The sequence below is a fragment of the Fluviispira multicolorata genome (assembly GCF_009208585.1).
Taxonomy (GTDB): Bacteria; Bdellovibrionota_B; Oligoflexia; order Silvanigrellales; family Silvanigrellaceae; genus Silvanigrella; species Silvanigrella multicolorata.
In genome coordinates, this window is sequence record NZ_WFLN01000005.1 from 457340 (window position 1) to 469793 (window position 12454).

The following is a 12454-nucleotide window of genomic DNA, read 5'->3' on the forward strand; positions in this document are numbered from 1 at the left end:
GCTAGTAATTTTTTAAATCTAAAAAGATCTAAAGTTATGGAATTATTTATATTGATTCCCACTTTTTGCATTTTATTTCTGGGAGTTTTATCCATTTTTTTTAACGAGGTCTTTACTTTTGTAGAAGTAAACGAAAAATATTTCATATTTATAATGATTTTCTTTACAGCATTAATTCCTAGTTTCTTTATTTTTCTAAATAAATCAAATTATGTTATTTCAAAAAAAAGCTCGTTAAAAGATAAAATTTATTTTAATTTAGTGGCTATTACTATTCTGATCATAAGCTTAATCAGAATTATTGATTATATAAATTTTATGAATGGAAATATTGTGCAAATATATTATTGCTATATTTTCCCTTCTTTCTTTTGCTCTATTTTTACTTTTGAACAGCTTTGGATCTTTAAAGAAAAGAAAACTCAATTGAGTCGTATGTATTTATTATCGTCTAATTTATCTTCTGAGTGCCTTGATCTACTGCATGATGGTAAGAAATTAAGTCGTTCTATAAAAAAATACTGTTCATTTAGCAAAGAAAAAAATATTTTACAACTAGCTGAAAAAAATTTATTACTTATGGAGAGTATGTCAAATCTTCTAGAGTTAAATTTAATCGAAAAAACATTCAGAGAAAATTATTTTTCAATTAAAAATATATTTGAACAAGCAGCTTTTGAACTTGAGTTAGAGTTAGGTACTTCTATTGATCTGAATTTTATTAATAATAATAATAATGATTCTGATTTTATTTTTTCAAATGAATTATTTATGAGCCGTATTGCGAGCAATATAATTAGTAATATTGCAAATCATGGGAGTAAAAAATCTGCATATATTGAATTTGAAAGTTGCTTAAAAAGTTGGAGTTTTAAAATTAAAATTTCAAATTATACGAATTTAAATCACATCAATTTAAATTCTAAAAGTCGCGGACTTTCTATTATTAAAAAACTAACTGAGGTCCAAGGTGGTTCTAGTCTAATAGATATAAAAGATAATATTTTTATTTGCCAAATTCAAATTCCCTTTAAAAAATCGGTGGTGTATATATGAATATTGCTTTTATTGATGATGAAGATGAATTTTTATTTTATTGGAAAGAAAATTTATCTTCTCACTCATTAGTTTTTCAAAAAGACATAAAATTTTTTATAAATTATTGTAATATAGATTTATTTGATTACATTATAGTAGATTTTTATTTTCCAGATTGTCATTTTTATGATATTTATGAAAAAAAGTATAAAAATTTAATAAATGAAAATGTTAAGTTATCAAATATTATTATATTTTCTGATGCAGCTCAAAAAATTCTTAAAAAAAAATATATTAAATATATTTTTAAGAAAAGCCAGCCAGAAAAAATTCTAAAAATGATTTTAAAGAACTCGTTATAGTTTTTTTTAACACGATTCTAAGTATATAAAAATTTTAGATTTGAACTTTGCAATATCGTAAGCACAACAGTCAACCCATTTTGTCGTAGAAAAATAATTGGATTAAAAGCAGAGAGAAATTACTTATTCCAATACCTTTTAATTTTTTATGGGTTGATAAAAGTTCACCACTCGAATAAAAAACTTCTAAATAATTCTTTGAATGGCTCACCCGAACTTCTTTACTGACATATGGAAAACGAATGTTTATTTTTAGATTCTAATGTAATGATAATACGCTGCATCCATCTTTCTTATTTGTGTCAATAGAATCAGGAAATTTATTTCTTGGTAAAACAATATTGGGCGTGGTTTGAATAAATCCATCATTATCTGTTACTTCAATAAAAGATGCACTCCACCCTGTATTGGGCTCTTTGATTGTAATTTTAAGTTGATGATTTTGCGGTGTTTGATATTTTATTTCATTGTATTTTATGCCACATGCATAGCGAAAATCTCTTTCTTTTTCATTAATAGCTTGCCAGAGTGAGACGGTTTTAATGCTAGGATTCAATTTAAGAGTAATTTCTTGAATTTTCTATTACTTTATGTGACACATAATGACTTGAATTTGGTACGTAGCGAAAATATGATTTTTCACTAAGATCTTTATAGTTTTCAAACACCTTATCAGGAGGAAAAAAATCATCACCACTTGAACTTAAAATGAGTTTTGGAATTTTTAAACGATTTTTCTTTGATGTATTTTTATATGCAAATGGATCAACTATATTCATAAGTTCTTTAAAACTATCTTTGTTAGTATATTGAAATAATTGCTCTTTAAAATAAGGATATAATGCAATTGGCCAATTATTCGCATAAATTTTTTTGAATTTTTTAATGAGCTCTTTGGTATTTAAAACATCAATAACTATTGCGGTTATTCTTGTATCAGCTATTGCTGTAAGCCATGTTGCCCAACCTCTTTTTGAGGCTCCTCCTAAAGTAAATGAGTTCATTTTATAAATTGATAAAGCGGGATCAATTTTGACTTGTTTCAATATTAAGTGAAAACAAAAGCTATTGGAAGAACTAAAGCAGATGCTTTTATTAAAAATGATAGATTTTTCAATTGAAACTCCTTATGTTACAATAAATATATTATTTTTTTAATTAAATCTAAAATTTCATTTTTTAGATAGGTTTTTTTGAAAAAATTGATGAAATTAAATAGTTTTCAAATACAGGAAATACCCCCGTTTTTCCTATTACTTCAATTTTAATATTACGATTAGCTAGTATTTGTCAAAGAGTATCATGAATGCATGGTAAATATAGAAAGATATTTTAGCAATGCTGTGCAAGTGCTGAAGGTCGTTCCTTCAGAGTTAGTCTATAAGGGATAGACTCTTAACACTTTAAGCCTCAGTGAGCATTAGAAAGACATATTTAATATATTATGTATAAAACATGAGGATCGGACCAATTGTATTAATTTTTAATGCCTGATCGTAATCCTCATTTCAAGTTGATACGTAGAAATGGATTCACAATAAATGTCATATTAATTCCAAATGATAAAAGTTTAAGATTTTGGAAGAATCAGGAGGGAAAAGATAAAATGGAGGCGATCTTTGGATGTGTATATCATAAAATAATTGAATTAAATCAATAATTATCGCTTTAAATCAACTAAGTCATCCATATTCTATGTCATAAGCAAAAATGGGGTAGGAACTGAAGATCTGTTAAAAAGTGTATTAAAAACGATAACCTATTATGGAAAAAGAATAGCAAAAGTTACTTTAAGATTTTATATGTTAATTATTTATTAAGAGAGGCTAAAAGTCTCCGATAAGTGGTTTTGGGAGGACTCCATTATGAATATGAATCCTAAAAAGGAAAAAAATCCTAGCGATAAATATACACGGGATGGTGCTAAATATGTTTGTTCCCGCTGTAAAAAGAAATATTTTTCAAAAGACGAAGTTGAAAAATGTTTTGATGCGCATCCTGTTAAAAAAGAAGAGACTGTTTAGTTAAATAAAACGAAATACTACAATTTTTATTTTTAAGATAAAGAGTGTGGATTTAGGTTTTTTTAAATTTAAATAAAAAATTGAATGAATCATTCTGAAATAATGATATTATTTTTGAATAATGTTTAAAAAATATGCAATTAACTGAGTTTGAAATAAATATAAGTTATTTTAGTGTATTGGTTAACTGTTTAAGAGTAAAATAAAAAAATATTTAAATTTGTAAATTTTTTAAAAAAATATTAATAAAAAAAACTAAATATAGAAAGTTCTATATTTTTATAATTTATCATAGTATTTGATTAAATATAGTGCAATTTTATTTATTTAGGGATTTTAGCATGTCAAGAAAAAAATTACGGAATTTTTTTATTATAGGTCTTATATTCACTTTAGAATGTTCACATTTATTTGCTTCTCCTATTGAAACAACTTATCCAATAACAAATCTCAATTCAAAGACTTTAGTAAACAGAAAGTCAAAAAGAAATGCTCCTGTAGAAGATATTTTATTTTGGGACAATGGAATTGTTCAATATAAGTTTAATGACAATGATTTTAGTGCGGAAGAAAAGTCGCAAGTGCGAAGTGCAATGCAAGCTTTATCCTCAGTCGCAGATATTTCATTTATTGAAAAAATAAATATCAAAGAGAATGATAACTATGTACTCATTGAAAAAGGAAATAAATGCTCAAGTGGTATTGGTAATATTAAAAAAATTTTTAACAACTATAAACAAACCATTGTACTTTCTGACAATGGAATATGTTTTAAACGAGTTGCACTTATGCATGAATTAATGCATTTACTTGGGTTTTACCATGAACATTCGCGTTTTGATAGAGATCAATTTGTAAAAATTGTCGAAGAAAATATTGATCCAAGTAAAATGCATAATTTTTTAAAAAGAAGAGAATCTACTATTCGTTTTGGTGAGTATGATTATGATTCAATCATGCATTATAGCTATGATTCATTTGGAAAAAATATAAAAATAGATTTAACCGAGAGCACAATTAAACCACTTAAGGAGGGAGCCGTTTTAGGAGCAAAAGAAAATTTAAGTGAAGGTGATAAAAATGGTCTCATTAAAGCTTATGGAGTTTCGCAAAAGTTTTCTCCTGCCTATATTGAATTTAAAAATAATGCTTTTTTTAATGCTCAGATTCAAATGGATTATTTGTATGATCATTTGGATGGGGATAAACCAGAGTATTATGGATGGTGGGGGCACTATGGCAGTTCTGCAATTTTTACTCTACCAAGTAATGTAAAATCTGTAGATGTAAAAATTTCATTTCGCAGTATATTTAGCTGGTATGATCTTGAGTATTTAACTTATCGAAGAGAGGATTTACCTGTATGTTTAGTAATATGGGGGACTTTATTTTCACCTCAGTATGATAGATGTGAGATCAATTGAGAATATTATAAAAATTGTTCTTATTTTGATTTTAAATTATAATTCAGATTATTTTCTAAACGATACTTAATAAATTTATGGGAGCGAAAATGAGAATAATATTTATTTCGGGTGATGGGCATGGAGCTGGAAAGACCTACCTTGCAAAGCGGATAGCAAGTGGCTCTCATCAAATGTACTCCATTGCAAATATGATCCGCAAGGAACTCGAGAAGATATATCCAAAATATGATTGGTATAATAAATCACCAAGCTTTAAAGATAACACGATTGTTAAAGAAACAGGCAAATCAGTTCATCAAATGCTTGATGATCTTGGAAAAGAAAAAAAAAGTAAAAATAATATTTATTGGGCTAAACAAATTGTAGAGCTCATTCAATATGGACGAGATACTGATAAATTAGATTTAGCAATAATTGATGATATCCGTCTTATAGATGAGTATTTGTATATAAAAAGTCAATTTCAAAAGGAACATATCACTCATTTTCATGTTGTGAATCACAGTGCAAAACCAGAGCCAATGTATCAAAATTTAGAATTGCGAAATCAAGCAGATTATCATATTCTTTCGCGCATTGTTCTGTCAACAACGCATTCTTGATGGAGTATTATATTTTGAGAACGCAACCTGTTTTATTTATTGGACATGGCTCTCCTATGAATGCAATAGAGAAGTCAAATTTTACTGAAGCATTAAACGCTTGGGGAATGCGTTTAATAAAAAATCCACCTAAAGTTTTGCTTTGTGTGTCGGCGCATTGGTTTGTAGATCGATTTATCGTAACAAATAATGAAGATTCTAATATAATGTATGATTTTTTTGGCTTTGGGGATAAATTAAATAAGTTTAAATACATGTATAAAGGCTCAAAAAAATGGTCAAAACGTATTCAAGAAATATATGATCAGGGTGAAATAAGCACTGACGATGCAAGAGGTATTGATCATGGCGTTTGGAGTGTTTTAGCGCATTTATTCCCAAAGGCACAAATTCCTGTGGTGCAGTTGAGTATGAATAAAAAATTAAGTCTTGAAGAGCACGTGAATTTTTATTCAAATCTTCATATTTTGCGTGATGAAGGAGCGCTTATTTTGGGCAGTGGAAATATTGTTCACTCTTTTGCTGGAATAAGAGAAGAAATAGAGGCTAATCCTTACGATTGGGCGTTAGAATTTGATGAAAAAGTTAAAGCGTCAATCTTAAATAATTCTATAAGTGATCTTATTCATTATGAGAATTTTGGACATTGTGCTAAATTAGCTGTGCCAACCGTAGAGCATTATCTTCCTCTTTTATTTGCAATGAGTTTAAAAAGAGAGAGCGACAAAATAAAGTTTGTTTTCGAGGGATTTCAATATTCAACTTTATCTATGCGCTGTTTTGAGCTTTCTTAAGAAATCTTAAAAAATAATAATATTAAAGGTAATAAAAATTATGTACATTAAAAAACTCTTAAACAATTTAATCTTTTTTTTAATTTTTTTACTTTCATTAAAATCTAATGAATCAAATGCGTATAAATTTTTAAGAAGTGAATATTTTATCAAAAAGGAGTCAAATGAAAAAGCTGGCTTTAATGACTTTAGTTCATTATTTAATGAAATTCAAAAAAATCCAGAGTCTGTTTGTTTAGAAATTAATCAGTTTATTCATGAATCATTACAAAATCATACTAAATATCATAAAGAAATAGATAAATCGTATTTAATTAAGATTACAAAGAATTATTCTTATTGTTTTAATGAAGAGTTGATTTTTAAAATGTTTAACACTTTTATGCCTAAAGCGTTTACGAGAGATGGACAAAACTATCTTAAAATTAGATACAAGCCTTTTGTAGATTATAAAGCTGCTAGGATTATTTATAAAAGATTTGAAAATTTTTTTTATGAAGAACATTTTATACGTTTGTATGAGTATTCTTTAGTTTATGATGTTGATTTTTCTCATGTGTTATTTTATAAAATGCTCGATAAGATTTTTTATAATTCTGAATATATATGTAATTTTGTAAACTATACAGTTCTTGCAAGTTTAAAAAATTTTAAAGACTATAAGAAACCTGTTAATTTAAAATATATCAGTGATAAATTTATAAATTATAAAAATTGTTATGATTCTCAGTCAATACAAAGTATGTTTGATATGGTTTTATCTCCAGAAAATAGATTGCTTTATTTAACCCAGAAATTTGGGGAGGAACAAATAAAAACAAATCCATACGTTGATTTTGCAACTGCCAAACTGATATTTGAAAATTTTGCTACTTATTTAACTGATGTGCAATTGTCATTGCTCTTTGAATATTCACTTGTTAATGACGTTGCATTTTCAGAAAAGTTAAAAAAATATTTTTCACAGGAGATAGAAGGTCATCATACTTTGATATTTCATGAACCAATTATTGAATCTAACAATAGAGTGGTTTTAGTAGAACGAATAATGACCATACTTTAAGCAGCACTTTGTTTGAGTGTATTTTTCTTTTCTTGGTGTGCCGCATTCACAATTTCGATCATCTTAGGTTTTATGAAAAAGAATATGATTGCAGCGCCTGCCATAAAAATTGTAATGGATAAATATATGTAAAATGGTTTTTCAATTGCATAGGAGCCAATTTTAGCAGCAATCAGTCCTGTAATTCCATAGCAAGATAAGTAAATAGATTGAAAAAATGATTTGTAGTTTTGCGGTGCAATTATACTGATAGCAGACATAATAACAGGATTTATGATTGTCTCACTTACAGAGAAAATAATAAGAAAAAGTGCAATTTCATAATATTGAAAAGGTTTTGGCATAAATGCTTGATTGTCAAATTTTAATGTTAAAAGAGTGAAATAAAATAATCCACATACGCATACAAATAAAGCAAAATTCATTTGTGAAAAAAAGTGTGGATATCTATTTTTGAGAGAACGACGTGCAAGAAAGTAGGTAATAATTGGTGTAGTGATCATGATTGTCAAACCTTCAAGTGCAGAGAAAAATGTCACTGGTATATTATAATTAAATACTGTTTTATGTGTGTGATGCTCTATAAAAAGTGAGAGAGTTCCTGAAGCACTTAAATTATAGATAACTGCCCAGAGTGCAAAGAAAGCAATTGAGAGTATGAGCATATAAAGTGCTTTACTTTGTTTTTGAGTCATTTTAGGTACTATTATTTTTAAATTTACGCTTTTTGCAGAATTAAATACTAAATATTTTCTACCAAAATAAAATAATGAAATACCAATTGCCATTCCAAATCCTGCTGAGGTTAAAGCAATATGATAGCCATACTGTTGCAATAAAAGTCCACCAATAACTCCCGCAAGCATGATTCCTAAATTAATTCCACAATAATACCAACAATATCCAGATTCTCTGCGAGGATCATTCCATTTGTATAAATTACCAAGCAGTGCAGGAATGCAAGGCTTAAAAAATGCTGTTCCTGATGCAATTAAAAATAAAGCTAAATAGAGAATATTAATATTAGCAGAAAAGAGCATACAGAAATGCCCGATCATAATGACTGCACCACCAAATAATATTGAGCGAAAATGGCCTAAATATTTATCAGCAATTAATGATCCAAATATGGGAAAAATATAAGCAGCTAATGTGTATAAACCACCTAAGGTAAGCGCATTTGCTTTGCTCCAGCCCAATCCATGTTCAGAAATAGGGCTTGATGCATATAAAACAAGTAAAAAAGAGAGCGTATAAAAGCTTAAACGCTCAAAAACTTCGGTCATGGCAAGAACATACATGCCTTTTGGATGTGATAATGTCATCATCTTTTCTTTCATGTATAAAGATTAAAAAATTAAGTGAAGGACAAAAATAAAATTTTTTTACTAACAAATATGAATTTAGTGGATGAGAGAAGTATTTCAAGCTTTTTTTTCTCTGTAATTTTGTAGTAAATACAAAAAAATCGCAAAATAAATATTTCAACCTAAAGTATTAATCAGCTAGTTATATATGTTATTATTGAAATAATAAATTTAGTTTAATTAAAATTAAAGAATATTTTAATTTTATAATTTTAATTAAAATCTCATTTTTTTTGAATTCGTAAAGATGAAGTCATTATAATTAATTTTTATAGCAAAAAGATATAGCAAATTTCTATATTTTAAGTGTACTTAATACAATTATGATTCAATTTTCAAAGATTGTTGCGCCGCTTCTTAAATCTGCTCTAATTTTAACCTCCTGGGAGGACAGTTCTAAGTACCTGCGCAAAATTGCTTGCTGAGTTCGATTTGTCTGCATGCAAGGGCATGGAATGCGAACTATGAGGTCGATTTGTTCTGGAGTCGGTAGCGAAATGGAAACTCTTGGTTCTAGACTTGCAGGGCCAAGTACAAAAGCATTGTCTTTACTGTTAAAGAATTTTTTTGCTTCAGCTAAATAAGGAGTTGTTATTTCCTTTGCTGCAAATAGAAGATGAGATTCGCATTGGCGCCAATCTTGAGTGCTTGCAAGCGGAACTATAAATGCATGAAAAATGTATTTTTCTAAATGACTTTCGCGTGAAACAGTATAGGTTAGATATACACTATTTGGAATAATTAATGTGCGTCCTGTATATTGAGAAAGACTTGTGATAGGTCCTATTTCAAGCAATGTTGTTGTTAAAAACTTGTAGTCGACCACATCACCGCGATAGGAGGCGATTTCTATTCGATCTCCAACAGAAAATGGTTTGGCAATCCACTTATAAAAGCCTCCTACAAAACACAAAGTAAATTCTTTGGTCGCAATTGCAAGTGCCGCAGCTATTGCGACGAATGACAAGGCAATTGTTTTGAGTTCACTTGACCAAATGGTAACAAGCGAGAAAAAAATTATAATAATAAATGCGTTTTTCACTCTGACTGTGATATTTCGTTTTGATTCTGCAGGAGTGATTTTGAGTTGTGATATTTGCCTAATAACTACAAATCTAATTGCAAGTAATGTTAAAAATATGATGACTGAAGTAAAGATATTTTGAACATAATCTTTATCCTGTAAAAACGAATACATGTCATTCCTTTAAAACACTTATTTTTTGCTACCATAGTGGAGAGCAGCCTGTTCTTTTGCTGATTCCATAGCAGCCTTTATCATTTTTTTCTTTAAGAAGAAATAGATTATTGCTAAAATAAGCATGATAATACTTAATGTTAAAAAAGTTTCAAAAGGAGATTTCAGTGAAATAGCTCCAATTTTAGCAGCAATAAGACTTGTGAGCCCAAAAGTGGCTAAATAAAATGCTTGAAAAAGCGACTTCAATTTTAATGGAGCAATCATACTGATTGCTGACATCATGACGGGTGAAATAACTGTTTCACTAATTGAAAATATTATTATAAAAAATGCGATTTCATAATATTGGAATGGCTTTTCGCCTGCAAGAAAACCTTGACCAATAAATGCTAAATAAGAAAAATAAAATAATGCTATTGAGCAGAGTAAAACTGCAAAATTCATTTGTGTGAAAAAATGCGGATATTTATTGCGAAGAGCCATTTTTGCAAGGAAAAAAGTAATTATAGGTGTTGAGGATATGATTGTCAGACTTTCAAGTGATTGAAAAAATGTTGTTGGAATTTCATAATTAAATACAATTTTATTTGTCTGATTTTCAATAAATAAAGTTAAGGTACCCGAAAGAGCAAGATTATAAACGACCGCCCAAAATGTAAAAAAGATAAAAGCAAACATGAGTGATAGCAGAGCTTTTTTCTGCTTACGCGTAATAGGATGACTGTCTTTTAGTTTAGTATTTGATTTTTTATTGACTTTATCGAGAACAAGATATTTGCGTCCCATAAAGAAAACAAGCATACCTAAAATCATGCCAACTCCTGCAGAGGCTAAGGCAATGCGGAAACCAAATTTTTGTAGGAGAAGTCCACTGCTTATACCAGCGACCATGGCTCCTAAATTGATTCCAAAATAATACCAACTGAAGCCTGACTCACGACGATTGTCATCTTGTGAGTATAATTGTCCTAATAATGCGGGCATACAAGGTTTAAAAAAACCTGTTCCAGATGTAACGAGAGCAAGACCTGCATAAAAGAAATTTATATTTTCAGAAAATAAAAGAAGAAAGTGCCCTAAAATAATTGTAAAACCACCAAAAATGACGGCTTTATAGCGCCCAATAAACATATCGGCAATAAATGAACCTAAAATGGGAAGCGTGAAAGCTGCCATAGTATATAAACCTGCAAGTGCAAGAGCATTTTCATTACTCCAGCCTAAACCACCTTTTTCAATTGATGCAGAAGCATAAAGAACAAGCAAAAAAGAAAGTGTATAATAGCTGAGTCTTTCAAAAACTTCAGTGAATGCTAGAACATACATACCCTTGGGCTGTTTATATTTCATTGGTCGGATCTTTCAAAAAATATATAATAAAGAGCTAACTCCGATTATTAGAATAGGCTAGCCAGTTAAACATATAGGTTAGCAAAATAAATGAGAAGAAAATATAGGCTGTACATTTTATTTATTATTGAATGCTTTTTCATTTGTCATTTAGCGGGTGGCTTTTAAAATTGTACGATTAAATATATAAAGATTTAAACTGTATGCTTGAAAAATAAACAACAGGATTAATTTGTTGTTAGATTAAACCCGTTAGTAATATTTTGCTATTTCTACCTTTTAAATTAACAGTTTGATAAAATATATGAATGTCATCTTTTGTGAAAAAATTGTTTTCTTTAACAAACATACAAGCAAACGTTGATAGAACATTATCTTCTCTAAGGTGTTCACAGCCTTTTAAATAAAGACTCTTGTCTAATTTTTTAATTTTATAACAATTTAATATTTTTGAAATTTTATTAACAAATATATCTGATTTAGTTAAATCAACTTCTCCTGTCACTTTGTCTTTTAAATTTGAATGTAATACATATGTATGAGTATTTGAAAATAATAAATAAAGAATACAACCGCTCAGATTATCGGTAAATAGCATTAAATTTTTTGAAATTCCGAGTCCTAAATTCATTCCACTTTTTTGAATGCTGAAGGCTGTTATATTTTCTTCTAAAAATGGTAAGAAAAGACCTTTGCATAAAATTTCTGTTTGTGAATTTTTAATATTTTTAGTACCTAAAAATACATACTGTTTTTCTTTGTTTATATACTCTTTATCATAAGTACAATAAAACTGGTAATCTTTAATATCAATATTCTTTATTCCATTAAAATTATTGATATTTAATATATATTGATTTTTTGAAAGTATTTTTTCTGAAAAATCGATGTTTTCTTCAAGCAATTCATCGTAAGAAAAGCCAAAGATATAATTATTTTTATTATTAATTAAGAGGTCAGACTTGTTTAAACTGTATCTCATATGCGTTCCTTTTTATATAAAATATTTATTAGGTAATGAGATTATTTTGATATTTTAATTTCACCTTATAAAATCAATTTAATTTTTCTATATAAAAGTTTAGAAAAACTAAATTGATAAATTATTTACATAATAATATAATTTAGTAAATACAAATTTTATAATTTATCAATTTTTATGAAGTAATTTTTATTAAGAATAAATAAAAAAACTATAAATTATTAAATTTACTTTAACTTTTTAA

Annotated in this window: 13 protein-coding genes; 7 read left to right on the plus strand and 6 right to left on the minus strand. The window is 27.9% G+C overall.

The window, feature by feature from the left end; all coding sequences use genetic code 11:
• Window positions 1-333: 333 nt before the first annotated feature.
• Together GCL57_RS05550 and GCL57_RS05555 are read left to right on the plus strand one after the other, a co-directional pair.
• Window positions 334-1056 (plus strand): hypothetical protein, encoded by a 723-nt coding sequence (locus GCL57_RS05550; RefSeq protein ID WP_152212299.1) that lies wholly within the window; start codon window positions 334-336, stop codon window positions 1054-1056.
• On the plus strand, window positions 1053-1400 hold the full coding sequence (locus GCL57_RS05555) for a hypothetical protein (RefSeq protein WP_152212301.1): 348 nt from the start codon (window positions 1053-1055) through the stop codon (window positions 1398-1400). Before GCL57_RS05550 ends, GCL57_RS05555 begins: the two co-directional genes overlap by 4 nt.
• Window positions 1401-1659: 259 nt before the next feature.
• On the opposite strand, the gene GCL57_RS05560 is transcribed toward GCL57_RS05555, so the two are convergent.
• Complete coding sequence (locus GCL57_RS05560) at window positions 1660-1956, minus strand: PqaA protein (RefSeq protein WP_152212302.1); 297 nt, start codon at window positions 1954-1956, stop codon at window positions 1660-1662.
• 1 nt (window position 1957) lies between these two features.
• Window positions 1958-2446, minus strand: coding sequence for a PhoPQ-activated protein PqaA family protein (locus GCL57_RS05565; protein ID WP_152212303.1), 489 nt, complete (start codon window positions 2444-2446; stop codon window positions 1958-1960).
• An 819-nt stretch (window positions 2447-3265) separates the two neighbouring features.
• On the opposite strand from GCL57_RS05565, the gene GCL57_RS14760 reads away from it, so the two are divergent.
• From GCL57_RS14760 to GCL57_RS05585, 5 genes are all read left to right on the plus strand, one after another.
• Window positions 3266-3424 carry a hypothetical protein gene (locus GCL57_RS14760; RefSeq protein WP_161597616.1) on the plus strand — a complete coding sequence of 53 codons (159 nt, stop codon included), beginning with the start codon at window positions 3266-3268 and terminating at the stop codon, window positions 3422-3424.
• A 341-nt stretch (window positions 3425-3765) separates the two neighbouring features.
• Complete coding sequence (locus tag GCL57_RS05570) at window positions 3766-4848, plus strand: M12 family metallopeptidase (protein ID WP_152212305.1); 1083 nt, start codon at window positions 3766-3768, stop codon at window positions 4846-4848.
• Window positions 4849-4937: 89 nt separating this feature from the next.
• Entirely contained in the window at window positions 4938-5453 is a 516-nt protein-coding gene (locus GCL57_RS05575; protein ID WP_152212307.1) for a hypothetical protein, read from the plus strand.
• Between the two features lie 14 nt (window positions 5454-5467).
• Window positions 5468-6247 (plus strand): dioxygenase family protein, encoded by a 780-nt coding sequence (locus tag GCL57_RS05580; protein ID WP_161597617.1) that lies wholly within the window; start codon window positions 5468-5470, stop codon window positions 6245-6247.
• Between the two features lie 40 nt (window positions 6248-6287).
• The gene (locus GCL57_RS05585; RefSeq protein ID WP_152212310.1) at window positions 6288-7310 is read left to right on the plus strand and encodes a hypothetical protein; all 1023 of its coding nucleotides are present in this window, start codon (window positions 6288-6290) and stop codon (window positions 7308-7310) included.
• On the opposite strand, the gene GCL57_RS05590 is transcribed toward GCL57_RS05585, so the two are convergent.
• The 4 genes from GCL57_RS05590 to GCL57_RS05605 form a co-directional block, all read right to left on the minus strand.
• Window positions 7307-8638, minus strand: coding sequence for a peptide MFS transporter (locus tag GCL57_RS05590; protein WP_161597618.1), 1332 nt, complete (start codon window positions 8636-8638; stop codon window positions 7307-7309). The two genes, GCL57_RS05585 and GCL57_RS05590, sit on opposite strands and share 4 nt — an antisense overlap.
• A gap of 367 nt (window positions 8639-9005) precedes the next feature.
• The gene (locus GCL57_RS05595; RefSeq protein WP_152212312.1) at window positions 9006-9875 is read right to left on the minus strand and encodes a mechanosensitive ion channel family protein; all 870 of its coding nucleotides are present in this window, start codon (window positions 9873-9875) and stop codon (window positions 9006-9008) included.
• 18 nt (window positions 9876-9893) lie between these two features.
• Window positions 9894-11228: a peptide MFS transporter gene (locus GCL57_RS05600; protein ID WP_152212314.1), complete on the minus strand. Its 1335-nt coding sequence runs from the start codon at window positions 11226-11228 to the stop codon at window positions 9894-9896.
• 238 nt (window positions 11229-11466) lie between these two features.
• Window positions 11467-12210 carry a hypothetical protein gene (locus GCL57_RS05605; protein ID WP_152212316.1) on the minus strand — a complete coding sequence of 248 codons (744 nt, stop codon included), beginning with the start codon at window positions 12208-12210 and terminating at the stop codon, window positions 11467-11469.
• Window positions 12211-12454 lie beyond the last annotated feature (244 nt).

Bases quoted from the DNA above. Each gene is read 5' to 3' on its own strand.
- GCL57_RS05555 (WP_152212301.1), top strand. From the start codon at position 1,053: ATGAATATTGCTTTTATTGATGATGAAGATGAATTTTTATTTTATTGG.
- GCL57_RS14760 (WP_161597616.1), top strand. From the start codon at position 3,266: ATGAATATGAATCCTAAAAAGGAAAAAAATCCTAGCGATAAATATACA.
- GCL57_RS05570 (WP_152212305.1), top strand. From the start codon at position 3,766: ATGTCAAGAAAAAAATTACGGAATTTTTTTATTATAGGTCTTATATTC.
- GCL57_RS05575 (WP_152212307.1), top strand. From the start codon at position 4,938: ATGAGAATAATATTTATTTCGGGTGATGGGCATGGAGCTGGAAAGACC.
- GCL57_RS05585 (WP_152212310.1), top strand. From the start codon at position 6,288: ATGTACATTAAAAAACTCTTAAACAATTTAATCTTTTTTTTAATTTTT.
- GCL57_RS05590 (WP_161597618.1), bottom strand. From the start codon at position 8,638: ATGATGACATTATCACATCCAAAAGGCATGTATGTTCTTGCCATGACC.
- GCL57_RS05595 (WP_152212312.1), bottom strand. From the start codon at position 9,875: ATGTATTCGTTTTTACAGGATAAAGATTATGTTCAAAATATCTTTACT.
- GCL57_RS05600 (WP_152212314.1), bottom strand. From the start codon at position 11,228: ATGAAATATAAACAGCCCAAGGGTATGTATGTTCTAGCATTCACTGAA.
- GCL57_RS05605 (WP_152212316.1), bottom strand. From the start codon at position 12,210: ATGAGATACAGTTTAAACAAGTCTGACCTCTTAATTAATAATAAAAAT.